The organism is Coprobacter fastidiosus, from assembly GCF_030296935.1.
Classification (GTDB): Bacteria; Bacteroidota; Bacteroidia; order Bacteroidales; family Coprobacteraceae; genus Coprobacter; species Coprobacter fastidiosus.
In genome coordinates this window covers 831,878-853,641 of record NZ_AP028032.1, presented here as the reverse complement: position 1 = coordinate 853,641, position 21,764 = coordinate 831,878, and the positions used below count along the sequence as shown (strand labels likewise).

At 37.0% G+C, this 21,764-nt stretch carries 16 protein-coding genes; 8 read left to right on the top strand and 8 right to left on the bottom strand.

The annotated features are described in order from the left end of the window. Nucleotides 1–80 precede the first annotated feature (80 nt). From QUE35_RS03440 to dnaG, 3 genes are read right to left on the bottom strand one after another with little or no spacing between them, the layout of a single operon-like run. Nucleotides 81–1,325 (bottom strand): ABC transporter permease, encoded by a 1,245-nt coding sequence (locus tag QUE35_RS03440; RefSeq protein WP_031258700.1) that lies wholly within the window; start codon nucleotides 1,323–1,325, stop codon nucleotides 81–83. Nucleotides 1,326–1,337: 12 nt separating this feature from the next. After that, a complete protein-coding gene (locus QUE35_RS03435) occupies nucleotides 1,338–2,252 on the bottom strand; it encodes an ABC transporter ATP-binding protein (protein ID WP_022601602.1) in 915 nt (304 codons plus the stop codon). 8 nt (nucleotides 2,253–2,260) lie between these two features. Next, nucleotides 2,261–4,285, bottom strand: coding sequence for a DNA primase (gene dnaG, locus QUE35_RS03430; protein WP_022601600.1), 2,025 nt, complete (start codon nucleotides 4,283–4,285; stop codon nucleotides 2,261–2,263). A 261-nt stretch (nucleotides 4,286–4,546) separates the two neighbouring features. On the opposite strand from dnaG, the gene QUE35_RS03425 reads away from it, so the two are divergent. Continuing rightward, on the top strand, nucleotides 4,547–5,578 hold the full coding sequence (locus tag QUE35_RS03425) for a linear amide C-N hydrolase (RefSeq protein WP_022601598.1): 1,032 nt from the start codon (nucleotides 4,547–4,549) through the stop codon (nucleotides 5,576–5,578). 155 nt (nucleotides 5,579–5,733) lie between these two features. On the opposite strand, the gene QUE35_RS03420 is transcribed toward QUE35_RS03425, so the two are convergent. Next, nucleotides 5,734–6,783: a porin gene (locus QUE35_RS03420; RefSeq protein WP_009319398.1), complete on the bottom strand. Its 1,050-nt coding sequence runs from the start codon at nucleotides 6,781–6,783 to the stop codon at nucleotides 5,734–5,736. A gap of 701 nt (nucleotides 6,784–7,484) precedes the next feature. Here QUE35_RS03420 and QUE35_RS03415 point away from each other — a divergent pair. Beyond that, nucleotides 7,485–8,762, top strand: a complete 1,278-nt coding sequence (locus QUE35_RS03415) for a glycoside hydrolase family 28 protein (protein WP_022601595.1) — start codon at nucleotides 7,485–7,487, stop codon at nucleotides 8,760–8,762. A gap of 66 nt (nucleotides 8,763–8,828) precedes the next feature. Here the strand turns inward: QUE35_RS03415 and QUE35_RS03410 are convergent, their stop codons facing one another. The 4 genes from QUE35_RS03410 to rbp all read right to left on the bottom strand — a co-directional run bounded on the left by QUE35_RS03410 (nucleotide 8,829) and on the right by rbp (nucleotide 11,760). Further along, nucleotides 8,829–8,981 carry a hypothetical protein gene (locus QUE35_RS03410; RefSeq protein ID WP_009319402.1) on the bottom strand — a complete coding sequence of 51 codons (153 nt, stop codon included), beginning with the start codon at nucleotides 8,979–8,981 and terminating at the stop codon, nucleotides 8,829–8,831. Nucleotides 8,982–9,088: 107 nt separating this feature from the next. Further along, nucleotides 9,089–10,006 (bottom strand): LysR substrate-binding domain-containing protein, encoded by a 918-nt coding sequence (locus QUE35_RS03405; RefSeq protein WP_031258695.1) that lies wholly within the window; start codon nucleotides 10,004–10,006, stop codon nucleotides 9,089–9,091. Between the two features lie 20 nt (nucleotides 10,007–10,026). Continuing rightward, on the bottom strand, nucleotides 10,027–11,076 hold the full coding sequence (locus tag QUE35_RS03400) for a YeiH family protein (protein WP_022601593.1): 1,050 nt from the start codon (nucleotides 11,074–11,076) through the stop codon (nucleotides 10,027–10,029). Between the two features lie 438 nt (nucleotides 11,077–11,514). After that, the gene (gene rbp / locus QUE35_RS03395; RefSeq protein ID WP_009319405.1) at nucleotides 11,515–11,760 is read right to left on the bottom strand and encodes an RNA-binding regulator; all 246 of its coding nucleotides are present in this window, start codon (nucleotides 11,758–11,760) and stop codon (nucleotides 11,515–11,517) included. A 385-nt stretch (nucleotides 11,761–12,145) separates the two neighbouring features. Here rbp and tig point away from each other — a divergent pair, with 385 nt between their 5' ends. The 6 genes from tig to QUE35_RS03365 all read left to right on the top strand — a co-directional run bounded on the left by tig (nucleotide 12,146) and on the right by QUE35_RS03365 (nucleotide 21,720). Further along, nucleotides 12,146–13,504 (top strand): trigger factor, encoded by a 1,359-nt coding sequence (gene tig / locus QUE35_RS03390; protein WP_009319406.1) that lies wholly within the window; start codon nucleotides 12,146–12,148, stop codon nucleotides 13,502–13,504. Between the two features lie 196 nt (nucleotides 13,505–13,700). Then, entirely contained in the window at nucleotides 13,701–14,369 is a 669-nt protein-coding gene (gene clpP, locus QUE35_RS03385; RefSeq protein WP_009319407.1) for an ATP-dependent Clp endopeptidase proteolytic subunit ClpP, read from the top strand. A 29-nt stretch (nucleotides 14,370–14,398) separates the two neighbouring features. Next, a complete protein-coding gene (gene clpX / locus QUE35_RS03380; protein WP_009319408.1) occupies nucleotides 14,399–15,637 on the top strand; it encodes an ATP-dependent Clp protease ATP-binding subunit ClpX in 1,239 nt (412 codons plus the stop codon). Nucleotides 15,638–15,748: 111 nt separating this feature from the next. After that, entirely contained in the window at nucleotides 15,749–17,929 is a 2,181-nt protein-coding gene (gene recQ, locus QUE35_RS03375) for a DNA helicase RecQ (RefSeq protein WP_022601589.1), read from the top strand. Between the two features lie 172 nt (nucleotides 17,930–18,101). Then, entirely contained in the window at nucleotides 18,102–19,577 is a 1,476-nt protein-coding gene (gene guaB / locus QUE35_RS03370; protein WP_022601587.1) for an IMP dehydrogenase, read from the top strand. Between the two features lie 181 nt (nucleotides 19,578–19,758). Beyond that, on the top strand, nucleotides 19,759–21,720 hold the full coding sequence (locus tag QUE35_RS03365) for a peptidylprolyl isomerase (protein ID WP_022601585.1): 1,962 nt from the start codon (nucleotides 19,759–19,761) through the stop codon (nucleotides 21,718–21,720). Nucleotides 21,721–21,764: the final 44 nt, after the last annotated feature.

Below are 21,764 nucleotides of genomic sequence, written 5' to 3'. Positions count from 1 at the left end.
AATTTTCTGTAATAAAATGGATAAACTGCATGTGCTAAAAATATAAAATATCGTGGCTGATAAGGGCTGTTTCGTGAGATTTATCCCTTATATTTTATCCATTTTATAATTTCTGTATAACTCGTTTTTTTTCCGTACATGAGAATTCCTATTCGGTAAATTCTGCCGGATATCCATATACTACATAATGCTGAAATACCTAATATTAGAAAAGATACTATTATTTCCCATAGAGGTATGCCGAAAGGGATTCTCACCATCATGACGATGGGGGAGGTAAAAGGTATCATAGAGCACCAGAAGGCTAAAGGTCCTTCAGGATTTTGGGCACTATATATTCCTGCATAAAGAGCAAATAATATAATTATTGTAATTGGTGTCATAAATTGTTGAGTGTCTGCTTCGTTATCAACTGCCGAACCTATGGCTGCAAACAAAGAAGCATATAGCATATATCCTCCGCTAAAGAAAAGAGTAAACCATATCAGAAGTTCCGCGAAAGGATAACTTTGCATTTGGTTCAAAGATTCTATATTATCGGTCGCTGCGCCAATAGACAGTTGGGAGGTGGTCGAAAATAGAATTATGACAGATAGAATAAGCCAAATTGCGAATTGAGTGAGGCCGGCCAATCCGATCGCTGTGATTTTTCCCATCATCAGTTCGAAAGGTTTTACAGAAGAGATCATAACTTCGACGATGCGATTGCTTTTTTCTTGGGTTACGCTTTGCATGACTTGTACACCGTAAAGAAGCAAAAACATGTATATGATGAACGTGCTGGCTATTCCGATGACAGATGATATTTCAGCGGAAGAACGACTCTTTGTCCCGTCTTCTCCGAATCGGATTTCCGGTATGTCGAGTTTAACTTGTAAATCGGCAATTATTTTCTGAATATTCTGAATTTGACAAGATGCCAATTTTTCGTTTTCGAGATAACGTTCGGCTTGCAGCGTAATATATTCTTTAAAGTTTTGACTGATCTGCTTTTCTGAATAGATAGCTATGGCTTGGGGATTTTGCAGCAGGTTTTCCGAAATGATTATGTAGGCATATACTTTTTCAGCATTGTCCGCTGGGTCACCGGTCATTCGATAATAGAATCGATATTGGGAAGTATCGGTAAACAAGTTTTTATATGATCCGGTGTAATCCAATACGATTATATCATGAGTTTCGGTATCGTTTATTTTTGACATCCAATGGGGAAATGACATTAATGCGACAAATAAAAAAGGCATTAATAAAGTCATTGCAATAAATGACCGTTTTCTTACCCGGTTTAGATATTCTTGACGTATAATCAGATGCATTTTGTTCATACCGTTTAGATTTTAGAGCGTTTTTTCTCTTTCGACCGTTTCGATAAATATTTCGTTCATAGAGGGCAGTATCTCTTTAAATGCAGTTAACGAAAACCTTTCGGCAAGTTGAACTATCAAATCATTTATCGGAATATCATCTGTTTTTTTGAGTAATATTTCAGTCCCGTTAAAAGCCTCTTTCTCAGAAATCACTATATAATGGTTGTCAGAACTGGGAAACTTGCCGGAAGAAATCTTTATTCTGAAAAGATCTTTTTTATATTGTTCCCGGATTTTGAGTACTTCTCCTTGCAATACGACTTGAGAGCGATTTATGAGTGTTATTTCATCACATAACTCTTCGACCGAACTCATGTTGTGGGTAGAAAAGATAATTGTTGCTCCCCCTTTTTTCAGTTCGAGGATTTCACGTTTCAGTAACTCCGTATTTATCGGGTCAAATCCGCTGAAAGGTTCGTCGAATATCAATAAACGGGGTTCATGAATTACCGTTGTTATAAACTGTATCTTTTGCTGCATCCCTTTCGAAAGTTCTTCAATTCGGTATTTTTCCCAACGGTCTATTTCAAATCGAGTGATCCATTTTTTCATTCGTCTTTTAGCTTCATTGCGGGAGACACCTTTTAACTGAGCTAAATAGACAATATGTTCTCCAACTTTCATTTTTTTATATAATCCTCGTTCTTCAGGCAGGTAACCTATGTGTTTTACATCTTCGGCGTTTAGAAGATGGTTGTCGAATAATACACTTCCGCTATCAGGGACTGTAATATGGTTGATGATTCGGATGAAAGTGGTTTTCCCTGCACCATTAGGGCCGAGAATTCCATATATACAGTTTTCCGGTATTTGCACGGAAACACCGTTCAGAGCCCTGTGCCCCTCGTATTCTTTGATGATGTCGAGAGCGTCTATAAGATACATTGTCTATTTTATTTAGGACTGACGATCCGCTCGCCTAATTGTTTTGCCAAAGCTGCTTTCAATGCATACAATCCATTCAGTTCAGACATGAGTTGAGTTGTTCGTTCCGGATTTTTTTCTTTGGCCGTTTTTTTAATTTCTTCTCGTATATGTTTTATATTCAAGGATGTAATAGCATCCTTTAGTTCGAATAATGCACGAGGAATCAGGTCTGCTAACTTTTCTTCTTCGCTTTCTATCGTCTGGAATTTTGTGTGTATTTTACTCAATTGATACTTTTCACTTACCAGATCAACGGCCAGACGACTGATTTCTTCATCGGGGTGAGCTAAAAAATAACGAGTCAAATGTTCTCCTTCTTGATCGAATATATGATTAATTTCGGCTATTACTTTTTTATATAACGGATGTTGGAATTCGATTTCATCATTTCGTAAATCGGTGAGTATATAGGGGATTACTTTCCACGTTTCCGTTTCTCCAGTCTCTTCATTTATTTCGGAAAATAAGTCGTGAAATCCGTATCGTATCATGTATCTCACCAAAGTCTTTTCAAATGGATCGAGAGGAGATGGAACTCTTTTCTCTTGTAAAACTCCTTGAGGAACACCCTGCGTTTCCATTAATGTTTCTGTATCGTCATTCTGTGTACCTTCTTCTTGGGAATTTTGCTTGTCGGCAGAAGTCTCCGATAGCGTTTTTTTGTTAGGAGGAGTTCCGTTTTGCAGTTGGCTCAGTTTTATTTTATTGATTTCACGGAGCAATACCTCTTCGCTGATCTCCATGAGGCGACTGCATTCTTTGGTATATACCGAGCGTACGATAGTATCGGGGATAATAGCAATGCTTTGTACGATGTCCGATATTAATTCTGCCCGTTTAATGGGGTCGTTTCCTGCACTGTCTAATAATAAGTTGGTCTTAAAACGTATAAAATCGACTTCATGATTTTTTATATATTCCGTAAAAGATGAGGCACTTTGCTTTTTGGCAAAGGAATCAGGATCATCTCCATCGGGAAGAAGTACGACTTTAATGTTCATCCCCTCTTTCAAGATGAGGTCTATTCCCCTTAAAGAGGCTTTTATCCCAGCAGCATCACCATCATAGATAACCGTAATATTATTTGTGAAACGGTGAATCAGTCTGATCTGGCCCGGAGTAAGAGATGTTCCTGAAGAAGCCACTACATTTTCTACTCCGGCCTGATGCATCGATAAAACATCGGTATAACCTTCTACTAAAAAACAGTTGTCATTTTTTACGATAGACTGTTTTGCTTGATAGATGCCGTAAAGCACATTGCTTTTATGGTAAACTTCCGATTCCGGAGAGTTGACATATTTGGCTAATTTATCGCTTTTCCTTAACACTCGTCCTCCGAAAGCAAGGACCTTTCCGGATAGACTAAATACCGGAAAAATTACTCTGCCTCGGAAACGATCGCTTATGTAACCGTTTTGACCCTCCAGACAAAGCCCGGTTTTCAATAAATACTCTTCTTTATACCCTCTTTTTTTTGCTTCAATAGCAAGTGCATCTCGTTGTTCGAGGGAGTAACCCAATGCGAATTTGTGAATAATGTCGTCTCTAAATCCTCGTTCATGAAAATAGGCGAGTCCGACCGAACGACCTTCGGAATGTTGAAATAATATATTACTGAAATATTCTTGAGCAAAAGAATTAACGATGAGCATGCTTTCCCGGTCGCTTTTTATCTGTTTCTCTTCATCGCTGAGTTCTCGTTCTTCTATTTCAATGTTATATTTTTTTGCCAGATATTTCAGGGCTTCATAGTAGGAAAGTTGTTCATGTTCCATGATGAAATGCACGGCACTACCTCCCTTTCCGCAACTGAAACATTTGCAGATGCCTTTAGAAGGAGACACACTGAAAGATGGAGTTTTCTCATCATGAAACGGACATAACCCGACATAATTGACGCCGCGTTTACGCAATGTGACAAAGTCGGAAACAACTTCCAGAATATTTGCGCTGTCTATTATTTTATCGACGGTTGCTTGGTCTATCATGTAATCGAGATTTTAGTGTGGCGAAGATAACTATTTATTGTAAGGGTTGCAAAACAAAATTTATAAAAACCGAGAGACTCGAGACCTCTTTTATGATTCTAATTTAACGGAAAATTTTAGAACAATCGTTTTCATCGGATTGTTATAATTTAAGGTCTGCCTAAAGATATGATTTCTGTATTGTAAAATTTAGACAGACTTTTAATAGATTCTAATGTTTTATTTAAACAAATAAGTATGAAATTACGAACTATTTTTTGCATGATCGCGTTATTGACATTGTTTTCTTTTGCATATATCGTTTCGATAAAGGCTTGTACCAGAGCTGTCTATTTAGGCGAGGGAGGAATGGTTGTTACCGGAAGAACGATGGATTGGAAAGAAGATCCTCAGTCGAATATTTATCTTTTTCCGAGAGGATTGCAAAAGCGGGCGGCTCTTCCCGGAAATAAAAATACCGTAACTTGGACATCGAAGTATGGGAGTGTATCTACTGCGGGGTATGATATAGGAATATGTGACGGGATGAATGAAAAAGGTTTGGTTGCCAATCTGCTTTTTTTGACAGAATCATCTTATTATAGGCCGGATGATAATCGTCCGGTAATGGGAATCAGCATTTGGACACAATATGTATTGGATAATTTTGCTACGGTCGAAGAGGCTGTTGCCGGACTAAAAGATGATACTTTCAGAATCGATGCTCCCGATTTGCCGAACGGTGCAAAATCTACGTTGCATTTATCCGTATCTGACGCTACAGGAAATAGTGCGATCTTTGAATATATACAGGGACGGCTGATTGTTCATGAAGGGAAAGATTGTCAAGTGATGACTAATTCTCCTACTTATGATAAACAGATGACACTGAATGATTATTGGAAACAGATAGGTGGGATGGTAATGTTGCCGGGAACGAATCGAGCTTCCGACCGATTTGTCAGAGCTTCATTCTATATTAATGTTATTCCTAAAACTTCAGATTTTAAATTAGCTGTTCCCGGAGTATTTAGTGTTATGCGTAATGTATCCGTGCCTTTAGGAATATCTGTTCCCGATCAGCCGAATATTGCATCTACCCGTTGGCGCACGGTCTCAGATCAAAAAAATAAAGTTTATTATTTCGAGTCGACACTTAATCCCGATGTATTTTGGGTCGATTTTAAAGATCTTGATTTTAATGTGGGTGCACCGATAAAAAAACTTTGGCTTACTAATGGAGAAATTTATGCAGGAAATGCTGCAGGACAATTTAAGAACTCATTGCCGCTTCCATTTTTATTTGGAATTTAGACTCTGTTTCAATTTTGTTTGGGTTCTGGCCTGATAATTTCTTTTAATTTTTTGTTTTTACGAGGAAGAGTCCTATTTGACGAATGAAAACACAAAGAAGATTTGACCCAATTACTTTACTTGAGATGATATGAAATTTTTTTGAGTTTTGAAAATTAAAACCGAGTCATGACTTCAAGAACAATTTTATCTTGTTCCGATTCTTTAGGTATTCCGGACGCTGAATAAAAATATTTTTCATAATTTAGTCGAATATCTGCAACGAACGGTTTGCCGATGCTGAATGTAAGTCCACCCGTTACTCGTTGTCTTTTATAATCGTTTATTTTTAGTTTACCGGTTTCTTCGTCGGCATATCCGTCGCTGTGGTCGGTCATAAAATCATAGCGGGCGAGGAAAGACATACTTTTAAAAATTCGGGGCAAGGGTAATTCATAACTCATGAAACTATTCATGGCATGAACATCCTTAAAAGCATTTTGCTCATATTGTTTATATAAATATTCACCCTCAATCAAGAATCTTTTATATCGGTATGAAAGACCGCCATCATACATATGAATACGGATCGACTCCGGTTTGATGGTTTGTGTACTGAATTCGATATTTAGTCCTTTTATAAAAAGGAGTTGAGCTTTGACAGAATAGTTCATTTCTTTGCGCCATTCTTTCTGGTTAGTTAACCCTGTTCCATTAAAAATTCCGGCTTCAATGATGAACGGGAAAACTTCTTTTAATTGATAGCATACCGTTGCACCTACGTCTCTGACGTTTCCTACCTGTTTGGCAATAAAAGACCGGTTGGCAAAATATTGTTGATGGGGAGAACGATGTGCATCAATTGTGAAAGGTACTCGCATTTGTCCGATTGTGAAGTTGAGGCTTTTAATAGGAAATAGTCGGGTATAAGCATCCAGCATTTTGATACTACCTTCATCCGATAAATCTATTTCTGCTTTGTAAGCGACAGATGGGTGAACATTTCCGGTCAAGCTGAACCGGGCATTTCTTACTTCGAAACGACTTGCATTGATTTCCGGTTGATATTCATATTTTGCACGAATCGTTCCATGAATTTCGGGAATATAATCTGTTTTTTCCATTTTCTTTTTTTCGAGCTTTACGCCGTCTTCGTTCGCTTCGTTTTGTCCCGTTCCTCTAAAGGGTATTAAAAGTACGAAAAATAGTATTATAGCTTGTTTCATTATTATTTAAATAAACAGATGTATATATTGAAAATTTTTACAAAGGAAACTTTACAATGTGACAAATATATTACAAATATATGATAATGTTATAAAGAATAACAGTTATTTCAAATTTGTATCAAGGATATTTGATTGTTTCATAATTGTTATTTTGTTGGAATTGGAAGAAAATATTTGGCTTTTTATTTGGGGCTGGAGTACAAATGCTTCGTGATTTTTTATAAAATTTGAATGAGCTTTTTGAGTTAAAATATAATTAATGTTAATTTGATTGATTTTTGTGTCGGAAAATTATGTTATATAACATATTGTATATACATTTGCACTGTGTTTTTCATGGTATTTAGATTTAAGGTTAACGAAGATTGGTTGTCGGGATGACAACCATTTCTTTTATATCCATATCTGTATAAAAAAGAATCGGGGAAAGAATAAAATAAGCTCGACAATCGTTCGTTGTAAAATCATTTTTGTTTTCTGTAGAAAATTTGTAGCACTGATTAATAATCAGAATACCCGGAGTTTTTACCCGAGATGTCTCTTTTTTGACGAAAAGAGTGGAATAATTGTTGAAAAGCTCCGATAAGAAGATTTGTCTATTGTAAAAACTTAGAGTTACCTGTATTTTTACTTCAAAAATATTTCTATAAAATTTACGACAAGCTCTAAGAATTATATTCGATAAATCTTAATTATATATGAAAAAAAATGTTTTTCTCATTTGTTCATTGATACTATCAGGTATAGTATCGGCACAAACAATTTTGAAACCAGAGATTCCGGAAACTCGGTTTTCAGTGACCGATTATGGAGCATCGGCATCAGCTCTTGATAATACTGTTGCAATTCAGAAGACAATAGATGAGTGTAGTGCTGCCGGAGGGGGATCGGTAATTATTCCGGCAGGAACGTTTATGTGTGGCCCTATTGTAATGAAAAGCAATATAAATCTTGTTTTGGATGACGGATGTATTTTAAAAGCTCTTCCTTATGGGAAAGGAAACGGCATTGTTGAAGGGAGTTATCCGAATAATGGTAAGCCGGATCGTTATGCCCATCTTATTTCGGGTAAACGAGTTCAGAATATTAAGGTGAGTGGGAAAGGTGTGATCGAAGGAGACGGAAGTGCATGGTGGACGGCTTTTAGGGCAAACAGATCTATAAAAAGAGGTTGCCTGATTCGTTTCGATAATTGTAGAAATATAGAAATATGCGGTATCCGGTTGCAGAATGCACCGAATGTACACATAACGTTAGGACGAGGAAGTTCGGATATAACGGTGAGGGACATTACGATTGAAGCTCCGGATGAAGCTCCGAACAGTGATGGAATTGATGTTTGGGCTCCGAACGTTTTGATTTATAATTGTAATATCGCTTGTGGAGATGATAATATTGCAATGGATTCAGGAACAAAGAATATAACAATTCGGAAATGTAATTTTGGAAATGGACACGGATGCTCTATCGGAAGCTATACTGCCGGTATCGAAAATGTTCTGGTAGATAGTTGTTCTTTTAAAAATACCGAATCAGCTATTCGGATGAAAAGCAATCGCTCGAGAGGGGGAGGAGAGAAAAATATTATATACTCGAATATTACTATTGATAATGTAAGAAAACCTATATTTATTACGAGTTATTATCCGAAGACTCCGAAAGATGTTACAGAAGATTCGGCTGAAGAGGTCACTGTCACAACACCTTCATGGAATAATATTTTTTTACGTAATATAGAAATTTATGATTGTGAATATGCCGGTATTATATGGGGAGTGCCGGAACTTCCTATTCGAAACGTTGTATTCGACAATGTAAAAATTAGGGCAACAAAAGGTATGGAAATAAATTATGTTTCAAACATTTCTTTTATTAACGGGTCTTCAATATCTGTAAAAAAGGGAGATGCTGTCAAAGTTTATGAATCTGCTCCAGAAGGAATAGATTTTAGTTCGGGTAAACCTGTGAGTAAGTAATTTTGTTTGAAAATATCGATAAAAAAGGATGTAATACCGGTATTACATCCTTTTTATTTCAATCTATTACAAACTCTCTTCTAATATGATTAAGGTAATAAATGTGATACCAATAATAGTCATTATAATAGTACCTGCTACCTTTTTTAATTTGTCGAATTGAGGATTTCGGTATCCCCATTCATCATATTTCGAGAATCTGGAGATTAATTTTTTCATTGTTATCAATTTTACTATAGCGGTTAAAGATAGTTTGATAACAATTTCTTTTTAGAAAAGGTTGACAGGCTGAAGCCTATTTTATATAGAATTAAAAAAGGTCCGATTTATTTACCTATGTAACTATGGCCGTATTGCTCTGAAGATTTTTTATTGATAAAATTGATAAATAACTGATTTATCTCAGAGTTATCGCCTTGATTTTGAACAAAACAGAACTCTCTTTCGATTGTGAAATCTTGAAAATCGATGATTCTGAATTCTCCGTTCATCAGTTCTTTACTGACCGAATAAATAGAGAGTAATCCGACACAATCCGAATGTCTTAAAAATGATTTTATTCCTTCTGTCGACCCCATATGCATAAGTACGTTGAGTGAAGAATATTTTATACCGTATTTTTGTAAATTTTCTTCTATAAATTGTGTTGTGCCAGATGTATGCTCTCTAAGTATTAGTGGTAGTTCTTTGATTTTAGAAAGAGGAAACGGGCTGTCTCCCCAACGGGCTGTGTTTCTTACGATCGCAACTATTTCGTCTTTCAGAAATGGAGAATATTTTAAATAAGGCTTTCTCGAAGGTCCTTCAATCAGTCCAATGTCAATCTTTTGTGCATGTAGCATATTTTCTATTTCAAGAGTATTATGCATCTGTAGATCGAGAGATATATCTGGATATTCTTGACAAAATTGAGCTAAAAATACTGGAAGAATATATTGTGCGATCGTTAGGCTTGCTCCGATATGTATTTGTCCCACCTCTTTATTATTTAGTTGATGCATTTTATAATTTAGCTTACTGTATTCAGATAGAATGGTATCACAATGTTTTAGTAAAATAATTCCGGCTGCCGTTAGTGCGATTTTGTTTCCGACACGATCAAACAACCGTGTGTTATAGATTGACTCTAACTCGCGGATATGTTTGGTTACAGCAGGTTGTGAAATTTGTAGTTCTTGGGCAGCTTTGGTAAAACTGAGATTCCATGCGACACGTTGGAATACTTTCAATCGGAAGTCATACATATCGGACATAATATTGAGTATTACATTAAATAAGGTGTTAAGTATTTAGTGAGTAGGTAACCTCCTCCTAATAACCATAAAAACAATATTGCAGCTAATATAAAAGGCTTTAATCCGGCTTTTTTGAATTTTTCTATACTGGTTTCTGCCCCGAGAGCAGTCATTGCCATAGTTAACAAAAAGGTATCTAATCTATTAATGAAATCGATAAATGGTTCGGGTAGTAAATTCAACGAATTGAAACCTATAACGGCTAAAAATCCGAAGGCGAACCATGGAACAGCAACTTTGGATGATCGGTTTGGGTTGTGTGAGTCTATCCCGACACGTCTCCTGATTTTTGCAATTGCTCTTGACATTGAATAACTTATAAACAGTAAAACCGGAACGAGCATGATGACACGTATCATCTTGACGATAATGGCAGAATCAGAAATTTCTTTTCCCATCGAATTTCCAGCTCCGGCTACATGAGCGACTTCATGTAAAGTTGAACCCGTATAAATTCCCATTTGTTCAGGTGTAAGATCTATAATTCCATGATTATACAATGCCGGATACAGAAACATCGATATAGTCCCGAAGATGACGACCGTAGAAACAGCAACAGCAGTTTTATATGGTTTACTTTTTAGGGTAGCTTCTGCTCCTAATACCGCGGCTGCCCCGCATATTCCACTACCGACTGATGTTAAAAGAGCTATACCTCTATCTATTTTTAGAAATTTTCCGACGTAAATACCTCCATAAATAGTTACGGTAACGATAATTGCGTCAATGATAATTGCCGGAAGTCCTACTTCGATGATATTTTGAAATGTGAGTCTGAAACCGTATAGAATGATACCCAATCTGAGAAGTTGTTTAGAGCAGAATAAAATACCGGGAACCCATGTCTCGGGTAGCTGATTGCGTAAACTGTTGGCATAAAGCATACCTAAGATAATACCTATAATTAGCGGGCTGAGTGAAAGTTTTTGGATAAACGGCATATCTCCTATATAGAATGCAGCGCACGAAAAGAGTGCGATCAATAAAATTCCATGCAACATACCTGCCTTTCTTTTCATTTAATTTCATTTCTTTCTTCGATTTTTGATTGGTTAGACATGTGCAAATGAATGAAATTTTATTGAAATAACAGATATACATCTGTTTATCTTGAATAACTTTTTGTTATATCTTTAGACGGACTCTTAAATGTTAAATATTATCAGAACCTTTTATAGAATGCTAAGATAAAGATTTTGAAGAATAATGAAAACTATACTGATAACTTTTATTTATTATTGGGAAATTCTTCATTCTTTATTTTCAGGAAAAATATTATATCAATATTTTTTACAGTTTTTCTGATTTATTTTTTTTGAATTTCAGCGGATTGAAAAATATAAAAAAGACCTGAATCAAGCGAAACCAGGTCTTTTTTTATAGCAGTTATAGTAAGTCGTCGATATAAAAAACTCAGACTTGCGTAAACTAAGGACTCACAAGTGAATGAAGTTTTTTTAAGATCTTGGACGAGCTTCTTTTACGATCATAGTACGGCCTTCGAATTCAGAACCGTTCAATTCTTCGATAGCTTGTTTCGCTTGGGCGTCGTTGTTCATTTCAATAAAAGCAAAACCTTTTGATTTACCGGTTTCGCGGTCTTTGATAATTTTTACGGATTCGACAGCACCGTATTCTTCAATCACTTGTTGCAAGTCTGCTTCCTTAACACGATAGTTAAGGTTTCCAATGTAAATGTTCATAAAAATAAAAAAATAAATTAGTGAAAAAACTTGAACAGTTGCGGGTCTGGAAAATAAAGCTTGTAGTCATGCAATAAGTTACATGAGCGATTCACTAAATAGTGCAAACCAACTCTTATTCGATTACAAAGGAAAATATAAATTTCGGATATGCAAGCGATTCGTCTTTAATTTTTTGAAATACTTCATTTTATCTGTGAATTATGCTTTTACTGAAAACTTTTTGTTACAAAATTGTAAAAGAAGTTTGATTATCGGAAGAATACAGTTACTTTTGCGCTGCCAAAATGTACACGATATTATTTGATAACAGTGTAAAGTATCGCACGTTTTAGCGGTATGGCAAGATTAAAAAGTAAATTTTAATAATAATAATTCGTTAGGAATGAACGTTTCACAACAAAACATTGACAAAGTATCTGCTGTAATCAAAATTGAGATTACAAAAGCTGATTATCAAGAAAAAGTTGACAAAGCTTTACGCGCTTATCGTCAGAAAGCAAATATTCCGGGATTTCGTAGAGGTATGGTTCCAATGGGGATGATACAGAAAATGTTTGGAAAATCGGTATTGGCTGAAGAATTCAATAAACTCGTTTCTGAATCGTTATTTAACTATATTCGTGAGAATAAACTCAATGTTTTGGGTGAACCTATGCCGGTTGCAGATCAGCCGGAAATTAATTTTGATGGGCAAGAAGATTTTACAGTTTCGTTTGATGTGGCTTTAGCTCCTGAAATTTCTGTGAATTTGTCTAAAGAGGATTGTGTAGACTATTATAATGTAACGGTTGACGATACGATGGTCGAAAAACAGTGTGAGGCATTAGCAAACCGTTTCGGTACACAAGAACCTGTGGAAGTTGCAGGAGAAAAGGATATGATTCGCGGGAAATTTATAGAGTTGGATGAAGCCGGAAATGTCAAAGACGGAGGAATCGTTGTAGAATCGGGAATTATTTCGCCTAATTACTTCAAAAATGAAGATGAGAAATCAAAGTTTGCCGGTGTAAAAGTAGGTCAAAAAGTCATCTTCAACCCAGCAAAATCATGTGATAATAATGAGGTGGAATTAGCTTCGATGCTTCATATCAAAAAAGAAGAAGCTGCAAATATGAAATCTGATTTTGAAGTAGAAGTTACTAGTATTCTCGGATTTAAACCGGCTGAAATGGGGCAGGAGCTTTTTGATAATGCATTTGGTAAAGATGTCGTAAAGACAGAAGAGGAATATAAAGCGAAGGTGCGTGAGATGATTGAAAATCAAATGAAGCCGGAGAGTGATTATAAATTCGGTCTTGATGCACGTAAAGTTTTAGAGAATAAGGTTGGAGATATACAGTTGCCGGATGCTTTGTTAAAGCGTTGGTTGGTGACTACCGGAGAGAAACGTACTGCCGAATCGGTAGAAGAAGAATATCCTAAAATGGTTCCGGATTTGAAGTGGCAGTTGATTAAAGAACAAATTGTTAAAGATTTCAATATAAAAGTTGAGGATGCCGACATTTTAGATATGGCACGTAAAGTTACTCGCGCGCAATTTGCTCAGTACGGAATGATGAATGTACCTGAAGATTTGCTCGACAAATATGCGACCGATATGCTGAAAGATAAAAAGATGGTTAGTAACATTGCAGAGCGTGCAACAGAAGAGAAAATCATTGCGACTATTAAAGGTGCTGTAACCTTGAATGAAATCGCTGTTTCTGCTGATGAATTCTATAAAATGTTCGAAACAAAATAAGTTGAACAAAATAAGATGAGAACCCGCCCGCCATCAGACGTGGCGGGTTTCTTTTATGTTGGTATGACTGTGTTTTAAACAATATTAAAGATTATGGCCTTTTTTAATGTTATTCCGGATAAAATAAATTTGCGGAATACATGATTTTATTTATACCTTTGTTTGAAAACTATAAATTAATCAAGAAGGAAAACGTATGACAAACGATTTTAAAAATTATGCCACAAAACATTTGGGGATGAACGGGCTCGCGTTAGATAAATATATAGATATAACCAGTAGTTATATTTCTCCGACAATTATAGAAGAACGCCAGCTGAATGTTGCTCAAATGGACGTATTTTCTCGTTTGATGATGGACAGGATCATCTTTTTAGGCACTCAAGTCGATGATTATACTGCTAATGTGATTCAAGCTCAATTGCTTTATCTTGATTCTGCAGATCCGGGTAAAGATATTTCTATATATTTAAATACACCGGGAGGGAGTGTGTATGCGGGTTTGGGAATATATGATACGATGCAATATATTGCAAGCGATGTTTCTACTATTTGCACAGGTATGGCTGCATCTATGGGGGCGGTGTTACTTGTGGCCGGAACAAGAGGAAAACGTTTTGCATTGCAACACTCGAGAGTGATGATTCACCAACCTATGGGCGGTGCACAGGGACAGGCTTCGGATATAGAAATTACTGCTCGGGAGATACAGAAGCTTAAGAAAGAACTTTATACGATTATTGCTGATCATTCGGGAAATACTTATGAAAGAGTAGAAAAAGATTCTGACCGGGATTATTGGATGACTGCAGCAGAAGCGAAAGAATATGGAATGATCGATGATGTGCTTACTAAAGCGAAATAATGTGAAGAAAAAGAACAAGAAAATAGGAAATGACAAAACAAATAAACAAATGTAGTTTTTGTGGCCGCTCCGAAAGAGAAGTTGAGATGTTGCTTACGGGAGCTACAGGTTTTATCTGCAATGATTGTGTCGAGCGAGCGCATGAGATGATAGAAGAAATTCTCAAAAAGAATAAGACTGTTAATTCAGGATTAGGCTTTACTAAAGAAGATCTGCCCCGCCCTCAGGAGATCAAGAAGTTTTTAGATCAATATGTTATCGGACAGGATGCGGCAAAACGCTATTTGTCTGTTGCGGTATTCAATCATTATAAACGATTGTTGCAGAATGCCGATTCGAAAAAAGATGATGTTGAGATTGAGAAATCGAATATCATTATGGTAGGGCATACCGGTACGGGAAAAACTCTTTTGGCAAAAACGATAGCTCGCATGTTGAATGTTCCGTTTACGATTGTCGATGCCACAGTTTTAACAGAAGCCGGTTATGTAGGAGAGGATATCGAAAGTATATTGACTCGTTTATTACAAGTCGCCGATTATAACGTTGAAGCAGCAGAACGAGGGATTGTATTTATTGACGAAATCGATAAAATTGCCCGTAAAGGAGATAACCCTTCTATTACGAGAGATGTTAGTGGGGAAGGTGTGCAGCAGGGGTTGCTTAAACTTCTCGAAGGATCGGTCGTTAATGTTCCGCCTCAAGGTGGACGGAAACATCCCGACCAAAAAATGATTGCCGTAAATACTAAAAATATCTTGTATATTTGCGGTGGAGCGTTTGATGGTATAGAGAAAAAAATCGCACTTCGGCTCAATACGCAAGTAGTGGGATACGGAGCTGATAAGAAACGTCAGGAGATAGATCGCAATAATATGTTGCAGTATATATCTCCTCAGGATCTAAAGGCGTTCGGTCTTATTCCGGAAATTATAGGTCGGTTACCGTTACTTACTTATTTAGACCCGTTGGATAAAAATGCTTTACGTAGAATACTTACCGAACCGAAGAATTCTATTATTAAACAATATGTCCGTTTATTTGAAATGGATGATGTGACATTGACATTTGATGACGATGTCCTTGATTATATTGTGGAAAAAGCGATCGAATTTAAATTGGGTGCTAGAGGATTGCGCTCTATTGCGGAAACGATTATGATGGATGCAATGTTTGATATGCCTTCGTCCGATGAAAAAACGTTGCATATTACCCGAAAGTATGCAGAGGAAAAGTTGAAAAAGGCGAATATGCATGCTTTGCATTAAAAAAGATTCAAATAAATTGGTTATTTTGCAGACTTGTTTATAAATTTGTTTACGAGGTTTCTCCTAATGAGAAAATTATGATCGTCTTCTGACTGTTAATCATTACATTATATGGCAACAAGAACAAATTTGATAGAAGAGTTGAAGAAGAATTTCGGATTTGATACCTTTAAAGGAAATCAAGAGGCGATAATTCGGAATTTGCTTGATGGTAAAGACACATTTGTGCTGATGCCTACGGGCGGAGGTAAGTCTTTATGTTATCAGTTGCCCTCGTTATTGCTCGATGGCACAGCTATTGTCATATCACCCCTTATCGCCTTGATGAAAAATCAGGTGGATGCAATGCGTAATTTCAGTGAGGAAGATGGTGTGGCGCATTTTATAAACTCGTCTTTGAATAAAGCTGCAATAGATCAGGTAAAAGATGACATTATGGCGGGACGTACCAAGTTATTGTATGTAGCTCCCGAATCTCTTACCAAAGAAGAAAATATAGAATTTCTTAAACAAGTAAAAATATCATTTTATGCTGTGGATGAGGCGCATTGTATTTCGGAATGGGGACATGACTTCAGACCTGAGTACCGGCGCATACGTCCTATAATTAATGAAATAGGTTCTCATCCGTTGATTGCTCTTACAGCAACAGCAACGCCTAAGGTACAACACGATATTCAAAAAAATCTTGGGATGATTGATGCGGAGGTCTTTAAATCTTCCTTTAATCGTCCTAATCTTTATTATGAAGTGCGTCCCAAAACGCAAAACATTGATCGAGACATTATCAAATATATCAAATCCCAATCAGGTAAGTCGGGAATTATTTATTGTCTGAGCCGGAAAAAAGTCGAAGAACTTGCCGAAACATTGAAAGTTAACGGTATAAATGCACTTCCGTACCATGCCGGTATGGACTCTACTACTCGGACTCAGAACCAAGACGCTTTTTTGCTTGAGAAGGTGGATGTAATAGTAGCTACTATCGCATTCGGTATGGGAATTGATAAACCCGATGTTCGTTTCGTTATCCATTATGATATTCCGAAAAGCCTTGAGGGATATTATCAGGAAACCGGACGTGCCGGACGAGATGGCGGCGAAGGTCAGTGTATAACGTTTTATATGAACAAAGATCTGCAGAAATTGGAGAAATTTATGCAGGGAAAACCTATTGCTGAACAGGAAATCGGGAAGCAGTTATTGCTCGAAACAGCAGCTTATGCTGAATCATCGGTGTGCCGAAGAAAATTGTTGTTGCATTATTTCGGGGAAGAATACGGAGAAGAAAATTGTGGAAATTGTGACAATTGTTTAAACCCTAAGAAACAAGTGGAAGCTCAAGATTTACTTTGTGCAGTTCTGGAAACTGTAATAGCTCTGAAAGAAAAATTTAAAGCCGATCATGTGATCGATGTATTATTGGGAAAAGAAACGACCGAAGTCCTTTCATATCATCAAGAAGATCTTGAGGTGTTCGGATGCGGTCAAGGTGAAGAGGAAAAAACGTGGAGTGCAGTAATACGACAGGCATTGATAGCCGGATATTTGGATAAGGATATTGAAAATTACGGGCTGCTGAAAGTTACGAAAGCCGGACATGCATTTCTCAAAAAGCCGGTATCATTCAAGATTGTGGAGGATAACGATTTTGATGATGTTGAGGAAGAAGTTCCGATGAAGGGAGGAGCTACCTGTGCCGTAGATCCTACTTTATATGCTATCTTAAAAGATTTGCGTAAGAAAATAGCCAAGAAATTGGAGTTGCCTCCTTATGTTATATTTCAGGATCCTTCGCTCGAAGCTATGGCGACGACTTATCCCGTAACTATTGAAGAATTGCAGAATATACCGGGAGTCGGGGCTGGAAAAGCCAAACGTTACGGTGAAGAATTTATTAAAGTTATAAAGACGCATTGTGACGAAAACGAAATAGAACGTCCTGAAGATTTGCGTGTGAGAACGGTTGCCAATAAATCGAAAATGAAGGTTTCTATTATTCAAGGTATCGACCGTAAGATCGCACTTGATGAATTGGCAGAGTCGAAAGGTCTTGAATTTACCGATCTTCTTGACGAAGTAGAAGCAATAGTGTATTCTGGAACAAAAATCAATATCGACTATTTCTTGCAAGAAGTAATGGATGATGACCATATTTATGACATATTTGAATATTTCAAAGAAGCGGACAGCGATGATCTCGAAGCGGCAATAGAAGAATTGGGTCGTGATTATACAGAAGAAGAGATACGTCTGGTACGAATTAAATTCCTTTCCGAAATGGGAAACTAAACAAAATTAGAAAAAAGTCATAATGGCCGGAGAGTCTGCAATCAGAGTCTTCCGGCCATTGTCGTTTGAAAGTACTTATTTTTAAAAACCATTAAAAAATAAAATCTTTACGTATAAATATCCATTGAAAATATTTATCTTTGTACGCAATAAATTTTAAGCCTACCTCATTATGTCATTTATTGCAGATAAAGTTGTTATGGATGGGTTGACATTCGATGATGTTTTGTTGATCCCCGCTTATTCGGAAGTTCTTCCTCGTACAGTTCAGTTGACAACCAAGTTCTCACGGAACATTCAGTTGAATATCCCTTTAGTTTCCGCCGCTATGGACACGGTTACCGAAGCTCAAATGGCTATTGCCATAGCTCGTGAGGGCGGTATAGGAGTTATACATAAGAATATGTCTATAGAGGCACAAGCTAAGCAGGTGCATAGTGTTAAGCGTGCTGAAAACGGAATGATCTATGATCCGGTAACAATCAAGAGAGGATCGACCGTAAAAGATGCATTAGCCTTGATGAAAGAGTATCATATCGGAGGTATTCCTGTTGTTGACGATAATCGCCATTTAGTAGGTATTGTCACTAATCGGGATTTACGTTTTGAGCGGAATCTTTCTCGTGCCATAGATGAAGTAATGACTTGTGAAAATCTGGTAACGACAAATCAATCTACCGATTTGCAGCAAGCTGCCGATATTTTGCAGAATCATAAAATAGAAAAGTTGCCTGTTGTCGATAAAGACGGCAAACTAGTCGGGTTGGTAACATATAAAGATATAACCAAGGCAAAAGACAAGCCTTTTGCCTGCAAGGATAAATTAGGACGGTTACGTGTTGCTGCCGGAATCGGAGTGACTGGAGACTCTCTCGACCGAGCCGCTGCTTTGGTGGATGCAGGAGTCGATGCCATCGTAATTGATACGGCACATGGGCATTCCAAATATGTAATCGATGTTTTAAAACAGGTTAAGGCAAAATTTCCTCAAATAGATGTTGTTGTCGGAAATATTGCTACGGGAGAAGCCGCTAAATATTTAGTTGATGCCGGGGCGGATGGTGTAAAAGTCGGTATAGGACCGGGGTCTATATGTACGACTCGTGTGATAGCAGGGGTCGGTGTGCCTCAACTCTCTGCTGTTTACGATGTCGCGAAAGCTTTGGAAGGAACGGGAATTCCTTTGATTGCAGATGGCGGAATCCGTTATTCAGGCGATATCGTTAAAGCTTTGGCTGCTGGAGGATATTCTGTTATGTTGGGTGGATTGTTGGCAGGAGTAGAAGAATCTCCTGGTGAAACGATTATTTATAACGGACGTAAATTCAAGTCGTATAGAGGTATGGGATCGTTGGAAGCTATGGAAAAAGGTTCTAAAGATCGTTATTTCCAAGCTGCGGAGACGGATGTTAAGAAACTTGTCCCCGAAGGTATTGCCGCCAGAGTTCCCTATAAAGGATCATTGTATGAGGTAATTTATCAAATGGTAGGAGGTTTGCGTGCCGGTATGGGATATTGCGGTGCTGCCGATATAACAGCCTTGCATCAGGCTAAATTTACTCGAATCACAAATGCCGGAGTTGCCGAAAGCCATCCGCATGATGTGACTATTACGAGCGAATCTCCGAATTATAGTCGAGGTGAATAAAAAATAAGAGTTACAATAGATTTAAAACTCTGTTGTAAACTGTTTATATAATACACTAATTTGGCGAGATCAATATAATTTTTATATATTTGAGTCGTTAAATTAGTGTATTTCTATTATTAAGTGTAAAATTAAAAGAGGACTCGTCACAAAAGGGTTGCTTAAGTAAAAAAATGAAACGATGAAAAACAAATGGTTATTATTATCCTTGTGTGCCGGTTATTCATTTGCTTTGTGTGCACAGAATCCGGAAAATGATCCTGTATTGATGAAGGTGAATGGAAAAAGCATTAAGAAATCGGAATTCGAATATATTTATAAAAAAAATAATCAACAACAGACAGATTCCAAATCGTTGGATGAATATCTGGAATTGTTTAAAAATTACAAGTTGAAGGTCGCTGAAGCAGAAGCATGCGGATTGGATACTACACGCTCTTTTCGTACGGAGCTTGCCGGTTATCGTGCACAGTTGGTACAGCCGTATTTAGTAGATAGAGAAATGGATGACCGGTTAGCAAAAGAGGCTTATGACCGATTAAAAGAAAATGTTGAAGTAAGTCATATTTTGTTTAGGGTAAATCCGGGAATGACAGATACCGAAAAAGATAAAGTTTATCAAAAAGCTAAATCTGTTTTGGAACGTATCCGCAAAGGAGAGGATTTTGGAAAGTTGGCAAAAGAGTATTCTGAAGATCCTTCGGTAAAACGAAATGGCGGATATTTAGGATATATAGGAGGATTTATGACAGTATATCCTTTTGAAACGGCAGCCTATACAACTCCGGTCGGAAGCGTTTCTGAGCCGGTTTTGTCCCAGTTTGGTTATCATTTGATAAAAGTTTCCGATCGTCGTCCCGATCCGGGAGAACGGCTTACGGCACATATTATGTTGATGTTGCCTTCGAATGCTTCAGATGAAGTGAAAAAAGAAAAAGAAAAGCAAATACGAGAAATATATCAGCAGATAATTCAAGGCGCAGATTTTGCCGAATTGGCTAAAGAGAAATCTGAAGATAAAAATTCCGCTCAACGGGGAGGAGAGCTTCCTTGGATATCTACCGGACGCATTGTAAAGGAGTATGAAGATGCTGCTTATGCTTTGAAGAATAAAGGAGATGTGTCCGAACCTGTTTTGAGCCCTTATGGATGGCATATTATTAAATTGTTGGATACAAGGGGATTGAAGCCGTTTGAAGAATTGAAACCCGATATTATGAGACGAATAGGACGTGATGAGAGATCCAATAAAGGACAAAAATCTCTGATCGAAAAACTGAAAGTCGAATATGCGTTTAATATGAATGCGGGAGAGAAAGCAAAATTGGAAAAGTTTGCAGTAGAGACGAGTCCTATGGATACGTTGTTTTTGAATAATATCAGTAAAGACCAATCTGTGTTGTTCAGTTTGGACGGGAGAGACTGGACTGTGGCCGATTTGGGGAATTTTATGAAAAATTCGAAGTCTGCACAAGGCGCATTTCATGGTGGTAATGTAACCTATTTAAATAAACAAATAGATGCATTTGTCGATAATGAAATATTACATTATGAGGATACTAAGCTGGAGACGAAATATCCCGAATTCAGAAATTTGATGAATGAGTATCGTGATGGAATACTCTTGTTCGACATAAGTAATCGTGAAGTATGGGAAAAAGCGTCTAATGATGTTGCCGGATTACAGAAATATTTTAAAGCTCATAAAAAACAATATACCTGGGATCAACCTCGTTATAAAGGGTATTTGATACAATGTGATGATAAGGCTTTGATCAAAACGATCAAGAAAAGAATTAAATCGTTGCCTGCTGATTCTGTTGTTTTTTATGTCAATAAAGAGTTTAATACCGACAGTATTAAACATGTGAAGATCGAGAAAGGGCTTTTCCAAAAAGGAGATAATAAAAAAGTCGATAATTTGGCATTTAAGGAAGGCGAATTGTCTGTAGATGAAAAATTTCCGGTCGTTTTTATTGTTGGAAAAATGCTGAAGAAAGGTCCTGAGTCATATACTGATATGAAAGGTCAGGTGACGGCTGATTATCAGAACTATCTTGAAAAGATTTGGGTACAAAATTTAAATAAAAAGTATCCGGTTGAAATAAATAAAGATGTTCTAAAAACAGTTAATGTGCAATAGAGTAAGTAGATTTCGTTGTAATTTTACCAATTAATATTGGTTTT

Coding starts and splice junctions, on each gene's coding strand:
- guaB (WP_022601587.1), top strand. CDS start 18,102: ATGTCATTTATTGCAGATAAAGTTGTTATGGATGGGTTGACATTCGAT.
- rbp (WP_009319405.1), bottom strand. CDS start 11,760: ATGAACATTTACATTGGAAACCTTAACTATCGTGTTAAGGAAGCAGAC.
- QUE35_RS03365 (WP_022601585.1), top strand. CDS start 19,759: ATGAAAAACAAATGGTTATTATTATCCTTGTGTGCCGGTTATTCATTT.
- recQ (WP_022601589.1), top strand. CDS start 15,749: ATGGCAACAAGAACAAATTTGATAGAAGAGTTGAAGAAGAATTTCGGA.
- QUE35_RS03415 (WP_022601595.1), top strand. CDS start 7,485: ATGAAAAAAAATGTTTTTCTCATTTGTTCATTGATACTATCAGGTATA.
- dnaG (WP_022601600.1), bottom strand. CDS start 4,285: ATGATAGACCAAGCAACCGTCGATAAAATAATAGACAGCGCAAATATT.
- QUE35_RS03440 (WP_031258700.1), bottom strand. CDS start 1,325: ATGAACAAAATGCATCTGATTATACGTCAAGAATATCTAAACCGGGTA.
- QUE35_RS03405 (WP_031258695.1), bottom strand. CDS start 10,006: ATGTATGACTTCCGATTGAAAGTATTCCAACGTGTCGCATGGAATCTC.
- QUE35_RS03410 (WP_009319402.1), bottom strand. CDS start 8,981: ATGAAAAAATTAATCTCCAGATTCTCGAAATATGATGAATGGGGATAC.
- clpX (WP_009319408.1), top strand. CDS start 14,399: ATGACAAAACAAATAAACAAATGTAGTTTTTGTGGCCGCTCCGAAAGA.
- QUE35_RS03425 (WP_022601598.1), top strand. CDS start 4,547: ATGATCGCGTTATTGACATTGTTTTCTTTTGCATATATCGTTTCGATA.
- QUE35_RS03400 (WP_022601593.1), bottom strand. CDS start 11,076: ATGAAAAGAAAGGCAGGTATGTTGCATGGAATTTTATTGATCGCACTC.
- clpP (WP_009319407.1), top strand. CDS start 13,701: ATGACAAACGATTTTAAAAATTATGCCACAAAACATTTGGGGATGAAC.
- tig (WP_009319406.1), top strand. CDS start 12,146: ATGAACGTTTCACAACAAAACATTGACAAAGTATCTGCTGTAATCAAA.
- QUE35_RS03420 (WP_009319398.1), bottom strand. CDS start 6,783: ATGAAACAAGCTATAATACTATTTTTCGTACTTTTAATACCCTTTAGA.
- QUE35_RS03435 (WP_022601602.1), bottom strand. CDS start 2,252: ATGTATCTTATAGACGCTCTCGACATCATCAAAGAATACGAGGGGCAC.